Genomic DNA, 17,640 nt, shown 5'->3' with positions numbered 1-17,640 from the left:
CTCTTTTCACGTTTTGCGATCATAATCTCGCATTCAGTTTTATATTAAAAACTCTTGAAGTCATATAATTTGGAATCGCGTACTGGTTTTTAGAATACACATCGCGAACCCAGGTATTTGTAATTGCATTTTGATTATTGAAAAGATTGAAAATTTCCAGTCCAACAGCTAATTCTTTGAAGTTTTTTAACCAGCTTGTTTTTGAACCCTGCGTACTGCTGTCTACAAAAACTTTGGCAAAACCAATATCAGCCCTTCTATAATCATTTAATCTGTTTTGATATAAATAAGGGTCTGAATATGCTGGCGCGCCGCCTGGCAAACCAGTATTATAAACTACATTAAGATAAACTTTTACACTTGGAATATTCGGCATATAATCCTGAAACAACATCGCAAATTTTAAACGCTGATCTGTCGGACGAGCGATATAACCTTTGTTTTCGTAGTTTTCTTCTGTTTTTAAATATCCAAAACTCACCCAAGATTCTGTTCCCGGCACAAATTCTCCGTTCAATCTAAAATCTAAACCTTGCGCATAAGCTTTAGCATTATTATTGGCCACATATCGAATGCGGACGTTATCAATTGAATACACATTTACATCCGAAAGGGATTTATAATAAAGTTCCGTTACCCATTTAAAAGGGCGATTCCACATTTTAAAATTATAATCATTTCCTAACACAACATGAACTGCTTCCTGCGCTTTTACATTTGGATTTACAACACCGTCCAAATCACGAAGTTCTCTATAAAATGGCGGCTGATGGTATAATCCTCCCGAAATCCTGAAAACCATATCACGATCCCAATCCGGTTTTATGGCAAACTGCGCACGCGGACTTACTGCAAACTGATTTTTTCCTTCTTCTATGGCTCCAGTAACATTCCAGCTTTGAAAACGAGCTCCAACATGATACCAAATCTGGCTTGAACCCAATTCAGATTGTTTGTTCCATTGTGCATAACCGGAAAATCTATTGATCGTATTAAAATTTGTTGCTCGAATATCCTGATAAGGTAAAAGCGGGCCTGTATAAGGCGAATACGGCTGATTGTTTTCTGGCAGAATAACCAGCGGCGGATTTATAGAAAATCCCGCTGAATCGATCATCTCCCACTCTACAACTCTGTCACGAATAGATTCTCGTGTATATTTCAATCCAAATTCAAGCTGACTTTCCTGCCATTCTTTAGAACCTTTAATTTCCATATTGGCAATTAACGCATCTAAATCATTTCGGGCGTGATTCAACTGAGAACCAATTCCGCGTGTAAAATCAATTGAGGATGCATCTGTTGGATTTTCTGCATTCACATTTCCTAAACGATATTGCGCTAAAATATCAAAATGTTCTTTTTCTGTAGTATGAAACAACGAACCGATAAATTTTAAAGTCAGCGAAGGCGAAACTTTATACGTTGTTTTAAAAGCTCCAAAATAAGTATCATACTGATCTTTTTCCTGACCTTCATAATAAACCGCCAAAGCCATTGGCTGATCAATGGTTCCAAATTTGGTTTCACGGGTTAAAGGCTGATACAAATATTTATTCTGCGAAATATTTCCTAAAAAGCTAACCTGCCATTTTTCAGAAATATCATAATTTATATTGGTTTGAATATCAGCAAAAGTTGGCGTATAGTTCGTCTGCGTATCCTGACTGTTGACCAATAAACTATTATTTCGGTAGCGAACTCCGGTAACGGCCGACCATTTTTTATTTTTCGAAACTAAATCTACAGAAGCGCTTCCGCCTAAAAAACTTGCTTCAAACGAAGCTCCAAACTGAGTTGGTTTTCTATACGTAATATCTAAAACGGATGATAATTTATCTCCAAATTTTGCCTGAAATCCTCCGGCCGAGAAATCCACATTCTGAACCAAATCTGTATTGGTAAAACTCAATCCTTCCTGCTGACCTGAACGAATTAAAAACGGACGGTAAACTTCGACTTCGTTTACGTAGACTAAATTTTCGTCATAATTTCCACCTCTTACGGCATATTGTGTACTTAGTTCATTATTTGAATTTACGCCGGGAAGTGTTTTTAGAATATTTTCGATACCAGCATTTGCTCCCGGAATCTTTTTTATAGTGGCAGTTTCTATAGTTGTAATTCCCTGAACTCGTTTTTTATTTCGGGAAGAAACAAAAACTTCTCCCATTTGTTCTTGAGAATTATTCATTACAGGATTAAAAACAAAAACTTCATTTGGTTTTAAAGTAACCGTAAGGCTGATCATTTTTAACGAGATGTGTGTAAAAACAATGGAGGCCTTTTTATTCGAAATTACATCAATTTCAAAAAAACCATTTGCATCAGATTGTGTATTGTTTTTACCCGAAGTTATATTGACATTCGAAACAGGATGATTTTCATTATCTAAAATAATACCTTTTACATGAGCATTTTGAGCAAATGAGATACAAGTAATGCACAAGAAAAGCAAAGCGAATATTAACCTGTTTTTATTCAAAGATTTGGGTTTTATTTTTGTTGACTTCTAAAAAAATGAGTTTCAAAGATAGTAGAATTTCCTACATTATCAACTACTTCCATTTTTAAAAAGTTTTCTCCTTCTGTCAAATATTGATCATCAAAAGTATGTGTAATTTTTCTGTTTTTATTTTCATATTCAAATAAAACCCAGCTTCCGTTTAAATATCCATTGTACGACTTTATTCCAGATAGAGAATCACCAATTGTAAACTCAATTTTTTTCTGATCGCTGATCCATTTTCCTTCAACAGGTTTTGTGATTTTTATAACCGGAGCAATGGTATCGAGAACCAAACCATATGTTCCTAATATTTTTGCTTTGGCCGTGAAAATGTCGCCTTTTCTAAGAGTTCCGTTATAGCTTGTACCTTTTCCTATATAAAGTTTATCCTTTAAAGATTCCGGATAAACGGTATCTTTTATCGTAATTGTAAAATTAGAATGCACCGGAACGGTATCATCATGAATATAAATTTTGTTGTTTTTTACATCAAAATTTAAATTAAAATCTTCGTAAAAAGTTCCGGCAGGAAAGAAAACAGACATATTATCTTTCTCAAAATTGGAATCTTTGTTGTAACGAACAAAATATTTTGAAGTTACTGGTTCTGCTGGAACAAGCGGTGTTTCCAAATCATATTCAATTGGAACTGTTATTGAATTTTGATTTCCGAAATAATCTGAAACTTCAATTCTATAATTAGAAGTCAGATTTGGCACTGCCGAAATTATTCCTCTCAGTGAATCTGTTTTGATAATACTTAATGCAAACGGCGTTTTCATGAAAAGTTTCTGCACGCGCTGGCTCGTCTTTTTATATCGCGGATAATCGATAAAAGCGTTGATATAACGCATTTCATCAAAAGAATAGGTATTGAATTGATAATTATAATTCTGGTTTCCGTTTAAGAATGTTGAAACATTAAAAACCCCATTTTTATTAAAAGAAACATCATCAGTATCTGAGGCATTAATTCCAAAACCAATTTTTCCGTTTGTTTTTACTTTCGAAGCAAGATAAGTTCCGTCTTTTTGAAGCGTCATGTTTACAAGTAACGGCTGTTTTGACTGGTTAACTGTTGCATTATCTAACGGATAAACGTATAAACTCGACAATGTTGGCTTCTTGGTATCTTTAATATTTTGGTCAAAGCCAAAGAAAATTGGGTTGATGACAAACTCAGTTTTGGTATCACGAATTTCAAAATGAAGATGCGGCCCTTCTGAAGATCCGGTATTTCCCGAAAGCGCGATTAATTGTCCTTTTGTAACCGGAAGTTCATCTGGTTTTAGTAACATTTCAATTTCATAAGCCTTTTCTTTATAGTGCGTTTTTTTCACATAGTCCTGAATTGGCCCAAGGGTTGTCTGCAAATGTCCGTATACAGAAGTATATCCATTTGGATGCGTAATGTAAATACATTTTCCGTTTCCAAAAGTCGAAATTTTAATCCTTGACACATAACCGTCAGCAATCGCATACACGTTTAATCCTTCTCTTTGATTCGTTTTTAAGTCAAAACCAGCATGAAAATGATTGGGTCTTAACTCACCAAAATTCCCCGAAAGCTGCATAGGGATATCCAGCGGCGGACGAAAATAATCTTTAGGATATTGTGTCTGAGCGAATAGAAAAGGGCAAAAGAAAAGAGCTAATATTGAAAATTTCATGGGTAACATTTTTGCTAAGATAAAAAATTAACAGGTAAAAACCGAAGAAAATCTCACAAAAACACAATTGATTGAAATTCATTTATTTGTCTATTTTTAATGCAAAAAAATCGAGAAAAAATTGCATTAATAAAAAGGAATACTAACTTTGTATGATTAAGTAATGAATAGGATTTATAATGAGTGTAATTGCCGAAATAATTGATACTCTTGAATATAAAGTCGAGAAGCTTTTTGAAAAATCAAAAGGCCTGGAAAAAAATAATCAGGAATTACGATTAGAATTAGACAAAGCGGTGCAAATTATCCAGAAACAATCTGAAGAAATGGAAGCTTTGAAAAAGCAATATGAAACACTTAAGATAGCCAATTCGTTGCTTGGCAGCGACAATAACAAGAGAGAGACAAAGCTTAAAATAAATTCATTAATTCGCGAAATTGATTACTGTATAGCGCAATTATCAGATTAGAAACATGGACGGAAAGCTTAGAATTAAAATATCAATTGCCGACCGCGTTTACCCATTAACGGTTGAACCCGCTCAGGAAGAAGGCCTTAGAAGCGCCTCAAAAAAAATTGATGCTATGATCAAGCAATTCGAAGAAAGTTACGCAGTTCGCGATAAACAAGATGTATTAGCCATGTGCGCATTGCAATTTGCATCGCAGGTGGAACAAAAACAAATTGATAACGCAATCGATGGCGAAGAAACCATTGAACGAATTAAAAGATTAAATTCGCTTTTAGATCAATATCTCGAAAATTAAACGTTCTTTACATAAACTAAGATACTGCCTACATTAGTTCACAATTGGTAAACTCAACACTAACAATTTAGAATGAGCAAATCGTCGCTACTATAGTATGCCCAGCTTTGACCGGGAAACTTGAACAGTGAGTTAGCTCAAAACTTGTCTTTACGAGTTTATACAAGCAATTAATGTAGGCTTTTTTTATATATAAACCCTAACAAACATGGACATCATAACGATCATTATTTCAGGTATTGTAGGTATTGCGGCAGGTTTTGCAATAGCTAAAATCATCGAGAAAAGCAATATTTCAAACCTAATCAAAAATGCTAAAAAAGAAGCAGCTTCCATTTTAAAAGATGCTAATTTAGAAGCTGAAAACATAAAAAAAGATAAAATCCTTCAGGCAAAAGAACGTTTTATCGAATTAAAATCGGAACACGAACAAGTTATTCTGGCACGCGATAAAAAAGTAGCCGAAGTAGAAAAACGCGTACGTGATAAAGAATCTCAGATTTCTAACGAGCTTTCTAAAGCTAAAAAAGTAAACGACGATTTTGAAGCTAAAACAGAAGAATACAATAACAAAATTGAAGTTTTAGATAAAAAACAAGCTGAAGTTGACAAATTACACAAAAGTCAATTGCAGCAGCTTGAAGTTATTTCAGGACTTTCTGCAGAAGAAGCAAAAGAGCAATTAGTGGAAGGTTTAAAAGCCGAAGCTAAAAGCAAAGCTATGTCTCACATTCAGGAAACCATTGAAGAAGCTAAACTTACAGCTCAGCAAGAAGCTAAAAAAATCATCATCAACACTATTCAAAGAGTTGGAACGGAAGAAGCTGTTGAGAACTGTGTTTCTGTATTCAACATTGAATCTGATGATGTAAAAGGTAGAATTATTGGCCGTGAAGGTCGTAACATTAGAGCTCTTGAAGCTGCAACTGGAGTTGAAATCATTGTTGATGATACACCGGAAGCTATTATCCTTTCTTGTTTTGATCCGGTTCGTAGAGAAATTGCTCGTTTGTCTTTACACAAATTAGTTACTGACGGACGTATTCACCCTGCAAGAATTGAAGAGGTTGTTGCTAAAACGGCTAAACAAATTGATGATGAAATTATCGAAGTTGGAAAACGTACTGTGATCGATTTAGGAATTCACGGTTTACATCCTGAATTGATTAAAGTTGTGGGTAGAATGAAATACCGTTCTTCTTACGGACAAAACTTATTACAACACTCAAGAGAAGTTTCTAAACTTTGCGGTATCATGGCAGCTGAATTAGGCTTGAATGTAAAACTGGCAAAAAGAGCAGGTTTACTTCACGATATTGGTAAAGTTCCAGATACAGAAAGTGATTTACCACACGCATTATTAGGTATGCAGTGGGCTGAGAAATACGGCGAAAAAGAAGAGGTTTGCAACGCTATTGGTGCGCACCACGACGAGATTGAAATGAAATCATTATTATCACCAATCGTTCAGGTTTGTGATGCTATTTCTGGTGCAAGACCAGGTGCAAGACGTCAGGTTTTAGATTCATACATTCAACGTTTGAAAGATCTTGAAGATGTTGCTTACGGATTTAGCGGTGTGAAAAATGCTTATGCAATTCAGGCTGGTAGAGAATTACGTGTTATTGTAGAAAGCGAAAAAGTTTCTGATGACAATGCTGCAAATTTATCATTTGAAATTTCACAAAAAATCCAAACAGAAATGACTTATCCGGGTCAGGTAAAAGTTACTGTAATCAGAGAAACAAGAGCAGTGAACATTGCTAAATAATTCTCTTTCTATTATATAAAATTAAAAAGGCTGTCATTTGACAGCCTTTATTAATTATTTAGAGATCGTTAAAAACGATTTTAAAGCTCGTCCCTACTCCAACTTCACTTTCTACAGAAACGGTTCCTTTCATCGCTTCTATTTGGTTTCTGGTAATATACAAGCCTATTCCGCGTGCTTCTTCATGTTTATGAAACGTTTTATACATCCCGAATAATAATTCGCCATAGACTTTTAAATCGATTCCTAAACCGTTATCTGTAATTTTTAAAGATTTATATCCTTCTGGCTCGATTCCAAAATCAAATACAATAAGCGGATCCCGATCCGGATGTCCATATTTTATAGCATTTGTGGTAAAATTGAGCAAAACACTTTCAAGATAAGCCGGATTAAAATTAATGGTCAAATATTGCGGAACATTATTTACAATCGTAACTTTTTTCTGCTTATCGTATCCTTTTATAGTCGCAACTGTTTTCTCGATATATTCGCAAAGCATCAAAGGCTCAACGGCAATATTAATATTACTCTGTGTTTTTACAATTTGCGTTAAGTTAGAAATTGTTTCATTTAAATCATTTGAAACCGTACGAAGATGTTCGAGCATTTCGCCAACAGTTCCTTTTCCTCCATCTTCATCAATAAAATCTAAAATCGATTTTATATTTCCTGCCTGCGTATTTAAGTTGTGCGAAACAATATGCGAAAAGTTCAACAATCGACTATTTTGGTCGCTGTACAATTTCATTGTTTTTAAAAGCTCCAATTCTTTTTCTTTTTGCAGAGAAATGTCAGTGTGAGTCCCAATAACACGTAATGGCTTACCGTTTTCATCACGTTTTATTACTTTTCCCCTATCCAGAATCCATTTATAATTACCGCTTGAGGTCATTACACGATGGTAATTTTCATAATACGGAATCTTATTATCAAAATGTTCTTTAATGTCTGAGTAATATTTTGGAAGATCGTCAGGATGCACAATTTTATCCCAGCGTTCCGGGTCGTCAAAAATATCTGCCGATTCTAATTCTAAGATTTTTAAGGAGAGTGAAGAATAAAAAACATTATTCGTAGCCATATCCCAATCCCAGATTCCCACTGTTGATGCATCAAGTGCAAACTGGAAACGTTCTTCAGAAATACGGAGTTTTTCTTCTTTGTCTTTTAAATCGGTAATATCAGAGATATGTCCAAAAAAACTAACTTTTCCATCGGAAGATAGTTCTGTTTTCGCAGAAACCCTAAACCAGCGCAGTCCTTTTTTGGGTAAAACAGACCTGAACTCTAATTCCCAAGGCACAATTTCTTTACGTGCTTTTACAAGGGACTGAAAAAATTTTTCCCTGTCCTGTTCAAAAACGCGTTCGTAAATAATGTGTTTAATATCGTCTGTAAATTCTTTGAAGGAAAGTTCAAAAATTTCATCAACTGATTTACTCACTAGAGGAAAAGTATAATGATTATGAGTATCTATAACAAATTGAAAAAGCAAATCTGGCATTTCGGCAAATAATTTTCTGTAAAAATTATTTACTTCCATGCAGTCTTCATTACTGTACAAATCAAAAATCATATGTCGCTATTTAAGTAAATAATATCTTACTGGATCTGAGTTAAAAAAAATCCTCAAAATCCTTTTAATTTACTTCCCTTTGAATACAAATGTGATACCAAGTTATAACTTTTGGCGTAAAAAAACCAGACACTTCCCAAAAAATTACTTCCGCGGATGATACGAATGCATTACTTCTGTCAGGAAACTTCTGTCCAGGTGTACATAAATTTCTGTTGTTGTAATAGATTCATGTCCCAGCATTAATTGAATAGATCTTAAGTCGGCACCATTTTCCAGTAAATGCGTTGCAAAGGAATGGCGTAAAGTATGCGGGCTTATATTTTTATTTAAACCAATTTTTACCGCCAAATCTTTTATAATCGTAAAAATCATGGCGCGCGTTAACTGGTTTCCTCTGCGGTTTAGAAACAAAGTATCTTCACAGCCTTTTTTAATATTGAGATGTACCCTAATCTCGTCCTGATAGATTTCAATGTATTTTTTAGTTAATTTTCCAATGGGCACAAAACGTTCTTTATTTCCTTTTCCAGTAATTTTTATAAAACCTTCATCAAAAAATAAATCTGATATTTTAAGTGAAACCAATTCAGAAACCCGAAGTCCGCAGCCATATAATGTTTCTAAAATAGCTCGATTTCTTTCTCCTTCATTACTGCTTAAATCAATGGCTGCGATAAGTGCATCAATATCTTTTATGGATAATGTATCGGGAAGTTTTCGTCCGGTTTTTGGGCTTTCAATTAATTCTAGCGGACTATCATTTCTATAATCTTCAAAAACCAAATAATTAAAAAAACTTTTCAAACCAGAAATAATCCTCGCCTGCGAACGCGGATTTACTTCTTTTGAAACCGAATATATAAACTGCTGAATGGTTTCATCTGTAATTTTTATAGGCGAAACATCAATTTGATTGGTTTCTAAAAAAAGACATAATCGCTCAATATCAAAGCTGTAGTTTTCAATTGTATTTTTAGACAAACCTCTTTCTATTCGCAGATACGATTGATAGTCTTTTATATAATTGTTCCATTTCATATTTACAAAGTAAAACATTTTTGGGCATAAAAAAACCTTCCATTTCTGGAAGGCTTTTGAATATTTTAGAATTCTAATTAGAATTTATATCCAACAGATAATGAAAAAACTCCGTTATGAACTTTCGAGTCATCTCCTTCTTCAGTTTTAGCAATATTAGCTAATCCTAAATTATATCTTACACCAGCAGAGAAGTTTTCTGTAAAATCATATCCAGCTCCTAAATTCAATCCAAAATCAATTGATTCAAAGTTATCTTTAATGTCAACTTTACTACTTCCGTAACCGTCTACTTTTGTCTTAGTTTCTGCAGAAACTAAAAACCCAATTTGCGGACCAGCCTCTAGTGAGAACTTTTCTGCAGCAAAATATTTAAACATTACAGGAACATTTATATAAGTAAGGTTAAAGGCAACATCTGCATTAACAGTACCTATTCCGTCAACATCCAGATTAAAATTGTCAACTTTTGCACCTTGTGTAGAATATAAAACTTCAGGCTGTAAGGCAAATTTTTCAGAGAATTTAATTTCTACAAATCCCCCAACGTTAAACCCGAATCGAGATTTAAAATCAATTCCTTCTGTATCTCCAGAAAAATTAGAAACATTTAAACCTCCTTTAAGACCAAATTTTACGTCTTGTGCATTTGCCATACCAAATGCCATAACTGCAATTGCAGATAACATAACTTTTTTCATTTTTTTGTTTTTGGTTAAAAATAATTTAGCCAAATATAGATATTTACTTATCAAAATATAAGTGTTGTTAAAACATTTTAATATTAAATTTCATGCATAAAAAAACCTTCCATTTCTGGAAGGTTTTTAAGTATTTTAAAAATTCTGATTAGAATTTATATGCAGCAGTTATCGCTAAAACGCTATTTTTAGCACTATCATAATAATCATCAAGATCATCATAATCCCCTCTATCAACAACTCCTGACAAACCAACTGTGTAGCGTAAACCTACAGAAAAGTTATCTGTAAAATTATATCCCGCTCCAAAATTGAAACCGAAGTCTGCCGATTTGTAAAAATCCTTCACATCTTCTCCTTCGTCTTTAGCAGAAACTAAGAAACCTATTTGAGGACCACCTTCAACGGTAAATTGTTTAGTAATATAAAATTTTGCTAAAACTGGTATATTGATGTAGTTTAATTTAAGATCTCCGTCATCATTATTACCAATAAAATCATATTTAGCTCCTTGTGCAGAAAACAAAAGTTCTGGCTGAATAGACAATCTCTCTATAACTTTAATTTCTGCGAAACCACCAACTACAAAACCTACTTTTGTATTAGTATCTACATCTCCAGAAAAATTTGTAAGGCTTAGACCTCCTTTTACTCCAAATCTTGTTTGCTGTGCATTAGCGAAGCCAAATGCTAAAATAGCAATTGCTGTTAAAATAACTTTCTTCATCTTAATTTGTTTTGGTTAAATTTAATAATCAAATATAAAAATATTCTTCATAAAAACTAATTTGGAATTTAACAAAAAAAATAGTAATAAGCATACAAATTGTTAACACAAGGTGAATTTGCCTTTAAATGAAAAGAAAAAGCTCCCTCAAAAAATGAGAAAGCTTTTTAAACTAAAAAGAATATTTTATTAGAATTTGTATCCAACAGATAATGAGAATACACTATTGTTAATTTTATAATCTTCAGCATCTTTAGCTAAATTTGCCAAACCAAGATTGTAACGAAGTCCTACAGAAAGATTTTCAGTAAAATCGTAACCAGCACCAAAATCAACTCCAAAATCAATTGATTCAAAACCATCTTTAATATCATCTTCTTCAGAGTTACCAAGAACAGTTGCTTTACCTTTTGCACTTACAAGAAAACCAATTTGTGGTCCAGCTTCAAGGCTAAATTTTTCAGCAACATAATATTTTGCTAATACTGGAACATTAATGTAAGCCAATTTATAGTTCATTTCAACGTCATAAACATCTCCATTAAACTCAAATTCACCTTTCTCTTTAGCTCCTTGAGTTGAATAAAGAACTTCTGGCTGAATAGAAAATTTATCAGAAAGTTTAATTTCTGCAAATCCACCAACATGGAATCCAACTTTTGAAGACGCCTCTTCAATATCTCCTGTTAATGTAGTTAAGTTAACACCTGCTTTTACTCCAAATTTAACTTCTTGAGCATTTGAAAATGCAAAGGCCATTACTGCGGTAACAGTAAACATAATTTTTTTCATTTTTATTTGTTTTTGAAATTTATCTGCCAAATATAAAATTATACTTCATAAAAATTAATTAGGAATTTAACAAATAAAAGACTAATAAGTAGATAAACTATTTATAGTTTATATCAATTTATTTTTAAATGAAAAGAAAAAAGCTCCCTCAAAAATGAGGAAGCTTTTTAAAAAACTAACTAAAAATATTTTCTTTTAGAATTTGTAAACAACTCCAAAACTTACATCTCTTAAATCTGTTCCAAAACCAAAAGTATTAGTTTTCTCTGCTCCATGACCACCGTTGTTGTCAACATAATAACCTAAACCAATCCAAGTAGCTTCGATAGCAAAATGATTAGACAAGAAATAGCTCATACCTAAACCAATGTTCCCACCAATTGTGTTTGATTTAAAATCACTAGGTTTTTCTTTTGAGTTCATGTAATCAAATCCAGCCTGACCATAAACTGAGAATTGAGAAGCTGGAGTAAAATAGTATCTACCAAAAGCTCCTACTGTAAAGTTATTAGTTTTGTCATCTCCTTCTTTCGATGTACTAAAACCTAATTTTGCTCCAATTGCAATATTTTCAGTCACAAAATAACCAGCACTTGGGACAAGAGTAAAATCACTTGATTTAAAATCCCCAGTTTTTTGAGAACCTACATTGAAAGCTCCTGAAACAAATACATCTCCTTTAGAGAAACCCGTTGTTTGCGCATTTGCAAATACAAATCCTAAGACTGCAATAGCAGTTAAAATTACTTTTTTCATGTTTTTATTTTTTTAATTACAATCCAAAACTAAGATTATACTTACCAAAAAATAACCCCAAAAAGTAATTAAAGTATTAAAATAAGACAAAATGGATTTTCAAATAACCTATTAATTTTCAGTTCATTTGTACAAAAAACAATCATTTCAACAAGGTGAATTTGAAAAAATGTGAGAATTTTAATAAATTTATCATGCAGTATATAAAACAATAAAATCAAAATAATGTAGTTTTGAATTAAAAGAATAACATTTAAATACCAAACTAAAAACATTTTTTATGAAGAAAATACTTTTAGCAGCTGTATTGTTCATTGCAACAACAGCTACGATTCAGGCACAATTATTAAAAATTGGAGTTAAAGCAGGGGTTAACTTTGCAAATCAAACCGGAGATTTTCCAGATCAAATTGACAAAGAAGGGATCACTAGCTATCATGCTGGTTTAGTTGCTGAAGTAAAATTATTAGACAAATTTTCTATCCAACCAGAACTTTTATATTCTACTACAGGTGCATCATATAAATTTAGCGACGTGAGTGAAGATATTAAAAACGAACTAGGATATATATCTATCCCAGTAATGGCTAAATTTTATTTGAATAATACATTTAGCTTAGAAGTTGGTCCGCAAGCTTCTTTTTTAGTAAGTGAAAAAAATGATTTTGATGTTAAAAATGGAGAAACTTTTGAATTTGGAGTAAATGCCGGATTAGGAGTTAAACTTACTGAAAACTTCTTTTTACAAGGACGTTACGGTTTAGGATTAACAGAAGCTTCTAAAGATGCTGATGTTAAAAACTCTGTATTCCAGATTTCAGCTGGATTCATGTTCTAAAAATATATCACATACTTTAATAAAAACCGGTCTATTAATTAGATCGGTTTTTTTATTTTTACACAATTCAATTGCAATTGCAATATCAATATTTCAATAAACAATTTTAAATATGAAAATCTGCATTATCAACGGACCAAATTTGAATCTTTTAGGAAAACGTGAGCCAGAAGTTTACGGAAGTCAGACTTTTGAAGATTACTTTGAAACGTTGAAACAAAAATTTCCAAACATTGAACTTTCTTATTATCAAAGTAATATTGAAGGAGAATTGATTGGGAAAATTCAGGATGTTGGTTTTTCATTTGACGGAATTATTCTAAACGCCGGAGCTTATACTCATACTTCTATAGGTTTAGGCGACGCTATGAAAGCAGTTACAACTCCTGTTATCGAAGTACATATTTCTAATACTTATGCCCGCGAAAGTTTCAGACATCAGTCGTATTTGTCCGGAAATGCAAAAGGTGTTATTTTAGGGTTTGGATTAAAAAGTTACGAATTGGCGATTCAGTCCTTTTTATAAGATATTATTATCTTGAGCGAAGTCGAAGCGCTTATAGCGTGCGAGGGGCTTCGACTTCGCTCAGCCTGACAGTTGGAAATTGCTCAGCCTGACAAACGACTTTGATTTTCCCTATTACAATTTAACAAATTATTAATAAGCTCATTTTCAACTTATTTTATTTTTGTGAAAGAAACTACTTTCATGAAAAACTATATTTTATTCGCCTTTTTATTTTTTTCGATTTCCAATTTTGCCCAGATCAAAGGAACTATAACCGATGAAAAAGGGAATCCGCTGCCGTTTGTTTCTATTTTTGAAGAGAATACCTATCGTGGAACTACTTCAAATGAACAAGGACAATATCAATTGCAGGTAAAAGAAATTGGTAAAAACAGAATCGTTTTTCAATATCTGGGATTTAAGACTCAAAAAATAACCCTTTCGGGAGATTCAAAAACAGTAACTTTAGATATTAAAATGCAGGAAGAAAGTTTTGCATTAAACGAAGTAGTTATTGATCCTAAAAACAATCCGGCAAATACCATCATTAAAAACGCAATTGCAAACAGAAAAGAAAACTCTGAAAAAACGGCTCGCTTTACTGCCGATTTTTATTCTAAAGGAATTTTAAAAGTAAAAGATTTACCTAAAAAAATATTAGGCCAAAAAGTAGATCTTGGCCCGGATTTATCTTCTAATTTAGATTCGACCGGAACCGGAATTTTATATTTATCCGAGACTATTTCAAAAGTTTCTTATCAAAAACCAGATAAATTAAAGGAAACTATAATTGCCTCCAAAATTTCCGGAAACAATAAAGGTTTCAGCTATAATACTGCCGCTTTATCAACTTACGATTTTTACGACAACACATTAGAATTTGATGTAAATCTTATCTCTCCTATTGCTAATAACGCTTTCAGCTATTATAAATACAAACTGGAAGGAAGTTTTTATGATGATAATAAACAGCAGATTTACAAAATTAAAGTAATTCCAAAACGCGATAAAGAACCTGTTTTTGAAGGTTACATTTACATTGTCGATGATAGTTTTGCAATTTATGCCGTTGATTTCGACATTAAAGGCTACCGAATGAAAAATGAATTTACTGAAGTCATGAATTTAAAACAAAGCTTTAGTTACAATGCAAAAAACAAAATCTGGTCTAAAAATGCACAGACGCTTTCGTTTAATGCGGGTGGTTTTGGTATAAAATTTTCGGGTCAGTTTAATTATATTTATTCCAATTATGAATTTCCGGAATCGTTTGCCAAGAAAACTTTTGGAAATGAAATTGTAGCTTTTGATTTGAATGCCAATAAAAAAGATGATTCATTTTGGAATGAAATTCGTCCGATTCCGTTAACGCTCGAAGAAAGTGCAGATTACACCAAAAAAGACAGCTTACAAGTTATCAGAAAATCTAAAAAATATACCGATTCTATTGATGCAAAAGATAATAAGTTTAAGATTTTAGATATCCTTGGCGGTTACGATTATAAAAATACGTTTAAGAAATACTCTTTTAAATTTGACGGTTTGCTAAGTCCAACTTCTTTAAGTTTTAATACGGTTCAGGGATTTAATCTGGGAACTGGATTTTCATTTAAAAAATGGAATGAAGAAAAAGGAAAAAGCACTTCCATAAGTACAGATTTCAATTATGGTTTTTCTGATGAACGTCTGCGTGTTATTGGCGAATTCAGCCACCGATTTAATACGATTAATTACGCGACAATTTCAGCTTCGGGAGGAACAAAAACAGAACAATTTAATAGCGCTGAGCCTATTAGCAAATTGATCAATTCTGTAAGTTCGTTGTTTTTTAAAGACAATTACATGAAATTGTACAATTTGGAATTTGCCCAAATTAACTATGCACAAGATATTGCGAACGGATTAAATTTAAATGCAAGAGTAGCTTACGAACAAAGAAAACCTCTTTTTAATACAACTGACTATTCTTTCTTCAAAAGAGATGATATTTATTCGTCTAATAATCCGCTTGCACCGAATGACTTCAACACACCTGCTTTTGATCAGCATCATTTAATTAAAGCTAATTTGACGGCCAGAATTAATTTTGGAAACAAATATATTTCAAGACCTGACGGAAGATATAATTTTAAGGATGAAAAATATCCAACTGTATTTTTAGCTTTTGAAAAGGCATTTGCCGCAAGTGAAAAAAAATATGAGTTTGAAAGAATTGGCGCAGCTGTTCAATATGATTTAAAATTAAATAATAAAGGTGTTTTAGGAATGAATTTTAGAGCAGGTAAATTCTTTAATGCTGAAAATATTTCTTTTATTGATTACAGACATTTCAACGGAAACCAAACCCACATTGGCACCAGCGATCGTTATTTGAATGTTTTCAATTTAATGCCGTATTATGACAATAGTACAAACGACAGTTATTTTGAAATGCATTTAGAACACAATGATATGGGATTTGTAACGAATAAAATTCCACTTTTGAATCTTTTAAAATCAACAATGAATCTTGGTTTTCATTCGCTGGCAATTCCGGATCGTAAACCTTATACCGAATTTACGGTTGGTTTAGATAATTTAGGTTTCGGGAAATTTAAATTATTTCGGGTGGATTATGTACATTCTTACCAAGGCGGAATTCAGCAAAATGGTGTAGTGTTTGGGTTGAAGATTTTGAATATTTTGAATTAAGGGATAAAGGTACAGAGGTTCAAAGGAACAAAGGTTTTGTTACAGCGTAAATACCTTACGAAGTTCTCGACTTCGCTCGAACTGACAAGCTGTGTCTATAATTTAAACCATAAAAATTCTAATTACCTGAGTTTGCGTTAGGGATGGAAGCGGCATCCTTTTTATTTTTTCTTTAAAAATAAAAAGATACAGCGGACAGCCCGGCCGAAGGTAACGCCCATAAAAAAATCCGTTTCTCTCTTAAAGAATAAACGGATTTTTTCAAAGTTTTGAAGATCTTTGCGCGGGCTTCGACTTCGCTCAGCCTGACAAAAATAAGATTAGATCCCTAAAAGAAAACTTAGAATCTTAGCATCTCAGAACCTTAGTAACTTAGAATCTCAATGATAATCATCTGGTTCAATATGAATCAAAACATTTCCTAACTGTGGAATTTTTTCTTTTAGAGTATCTTGCAATTTATGCGATAAATCATGTCCTTTTTTTACTGAAATTTCAGCTGATACAATGGCATGAAGATCTACATGATAGCGCATTCCGGCTTTTCTGATGAAACATTTTTCTGTTCCGAGAATTCCGGGTACTGTCAGCGATTTTACACGAATTTCTTCTACTAAATCATCGTTCATGTTTTCATCCATGATTTCGCCAAGCGCAGGTCTGAAAATTTTATAACAGTTATATAAGATAAAAAAAGCGGCAAAAAGAGCTGCCCAATCATCTGCAGATTCATAACCTTTTCCCATAATCAGTGCGATCGAAATCCCGATAAATGCCGCAACAGAAGTTACAGCATCACTGCGATGGTGCCAGGCATCTGCTGCAAGAGACGAACTATTGGTTTCTTTACTTCGTTTCATAACTAAACGATACGAGTATTCTTTCCAAATAATTATGGTTCCTAAAACATATAATGTCCAGGATTTTGGTAAATCATGCGACGATTGAATATTGGCAATACTTTCGTACCCAATAATGGTAGCCGAAGTAATTAAAAACCCAACAACCAAAAAGGTAATTAAAGGTTCTGCACGGCCGTGACCGTAAGGATGATTTTCATCTGCCGGTTTATTAGAATATTTGATTCCGAATAAGACCAAACAGGACGAAAATATGTCTGCTGTTGACTCAATTGCATCTGCAATCAAGGCGTATGAATTGCCAAAAAAACCTGCCAAACCTTTTATCAAGGCCAAGCAGGTGTTTCCGACTATACTAAAAATAGTAGCTTTTATAGCTTTTTTTTCATCTGTCATTATAGAAAATTATTTTTTCGCCACGAATTATTT

Annotated in this window: 15 protein-coding genes; 6 read left to right on the top strand and 9 right to left on the bottom strand. The window is 32.9% G+C overall.

Translation table 11 applies throughout. From position 1 onward, the window contains the following. Nucleotides 1-19: 19 nt before the first annotated feature. Complete coding sequence (locus FLAPXU55_RS09185) at nt 20-2,485, bottom strand: TonB-dependent receptor (protein WP_180857416.1); 2,466 nt, start codon at nt 2,483-2,485, stop codon at nt 20-22. An 11-nt stretch (nt 2,486-2,496) separates the two neighbouring features. Then, the gene (locus FLAPXU55_RS09180; protein ID WP_053472791.1) at nt 2,497-4,179 is read right to left on the bottom strand and encodes a M23 family metallopeptidase; all 1,683 of its coding nucleotides are present in this window, start codon (nt 4,177-4,179) and stop codon (nt 2,497-2,499) included. 179 nt (nt 4,180-4,358) lie between these two features. Between FLAPXU55_RS09180 and FLAPXU55_RS09175 the strand changes: the two genes are divergently transcribed. From FLAPXU55_RS09175 to rny, 3 genes are all read left to right on the top strand, one after another. Continuing rightward, on the top strand, nt 4,359-4,649 hold the full coding sequence (locus tag FLAPXU55_RS09175) for a hypothetical protein (RefSeq protein WP_053472792.1): 291 nt from the start codon (nt 4,359-4,361) through the stop codon (nt 4,647-4,649). A gap of 4 nt (nt 4,650-4,653) precedes the next feature. Next, nucleotides 4,654-4,947, top strand: a complete 294-nt coding sequence (locus FLAPXU55_RS09170) for a cell division protein ZapA (RefSeq protein WP_012022231.1) — start codon at nt 4,654-4,656, stop codon at nt 4,945-4,947. A 208-nt stretch (nt 4,948-5,155) separates the two neighbouring features. Further along, nucleotides 5,156-6,718, top strand: a complete 1,563-nt coding sequence (gene rny / locus FLAPXU55_RS09165; protein ID WP_053472793.1) for a ribonuclease Y — start codon at nt 5,156-5,158, stop codon at nt 6,716-6,718. A gap of 58 nt (nt 6,719-6,776) precedes the next feature. Here the strand turns inward: rny and FLAPXU55_RS09160 are convergent, their stop codons facing one another. The 6 genes from FLAPXU55_RS09160 to FLAPXU55_RS09135 all read right to left on the bottom strand — a co-directional run bounded on the left by FLAPXU55_RS09160 (nt 6,777) and on the right by FLAPXU55_RS09135 (nt 12,314). Then, nucleotides 6,777-8,297 (bottom strand): PAS domain-containing sensor histidine kinase, encoded by a 1,521-nt coding sequence (locus FLAPXU55_RS09160; RefSeq protein WP_180857415.1) that lies wholly within the window; start codon nt 8,295-8,297, stop codon nt 6,777-6,779. A 144-nt stretch (nt 8,298-8,441) separates the two neighbouring features. Then, on the bottom strand, nt 8,442-9,338 hold the full coding sequence (gene xerD / locus FLAPXU55_RS09155) for a site-specific tyrosine recombinase XerD (RefSeq protein WP_053472795.1): 897 nt from the start codon (nt 9,336-9,338) through the stop codon (nt 8,442-8,444). Between the two features lie 77 nt (nt 9,339-9,415). After that, nucleotides 9,416-10,039: a porin family protein gene (locus FLAPXU55_RS09150; RefSeq protein ID WP_180857414.1), complete on the bottom strand. Its 624-nt coding sequence runs from the start codon at nt 10,037-10,039 to the stop codon at nt 9,416-9,418. Nucleotides 10,040-10,187: 148 nt separating this feature from the next. Next, on the bottom strand, nt 10,188-10,766 hold the full coding sequence (locus FLAPXU55_RS09145; protein ID WP_180857413.1) for a porin family protein: 579 nt from the start codon (nt 10,764-10,766) through the stop codon (nt 10,188-10,190). Nucleotides 10,767-10,955: 189 nt separating this feature from the next. After that, the gene (locus FLAPXU55_RS09140; protein ID WP_053472838.1) at nt 10,956-11,558 is read right to left on the bottom strand and encodes a porin family protein; all 603 of its coding nucleotides are present in this window, start codon (nt 11,556-11,558) and stop codon (nt 10,956-10,958) included. A gap of 195 nt (nt 11,559-11,753) precedes the next feature. Continuing rightward, nucleotides 11,754-12,314 carry an outer membrane beta-barrel protein gene (locus FLAPXU55_RS09135; RefSeq protein ID WP_180857412.1) on the bottom strand — a complete coding sequence of 187 codons (561 nt, stop codon included), beginning with the start codon at nt 12,312-12,314 and terminating at the stop codon, nt 11,754-11,756. 280 nt (nt 12,315-12,594) lie between these two features. Here FLAPXU55_RS09135 and FLAPXU55_RS09130 point away from each other — a divergent pair, with 280 nt between their 5' ends. From FLAPXU55_RS09130 to FLAPXU55_RS09120, 3 genes are all read left to right on the top strand, one after another. Then, entirely contained in the window at nt 12,595-13,152 is a 558-nt protein-coding gene (locus tag FLAPXU55_RS09130; RefSeq protein WP_180857411.1) for a porin family protein, read from the top strand. Nucleotides 13,153-13,264: 112 nt separating this feature from the next. Continuing rightward, a complete protein-coding gene (gene aroQ, locus FLAPXU55_RS09125) occupies nt 13,265-13,678 on the top strand; it encodes a type II 3-dehydroquinate dehydratase (protein ID WP_180857410.1) in 414 nt (137 codons plus the stop codon). 183 nt (nt 13,679-13,861) lie between these two features. Then, a complete protein-coding gene (locus tag FLAPXU55_RS09120; RefSeq protein WP_180857409.1) occupies nt 13,862-16,351 on the top strand; it encodes a DUF5686 and carboxypeptidase regulatory-like domain-containing protein in 2,490 nt (829 codons plus the stop codon). Between the two features lie 380 nt (nt 16,352-16,731). Here the strand turns inward: FLAPXU55_RS09120 and FLAPXU55_RS09115 are convergent, their stop codons facing one another. Further along, nucleotides 16,732-17,607 (bottom strand): cation diffusion facilitator family transporter, encoded by an 876-nt coding sequence (locus tag FLAPXU55_RS09115; RefSeq protein WP_180857408.1) that lies wholly within the window; start codon nt 17,605-17,607, stop codon nt 16,732-16,734. Between the last annotated feature and the right edge of the window lie 33 nt (nt 17,608-17,640).

The sequence above is a fragment of the Flavobacterium panici genome (genome assembly GCF_903819335.1).
GTDB lineage: Bacteria > Bacteroidota > Bacteroidia > Flavobacteriales > Flavobacteriaceae > Flavobacterium > Flavobacterium panici.
Note: the sequence above shows the minus strand (reverse complement) of the source record. Positions and strands in the feature narration are given on the sequence as shown.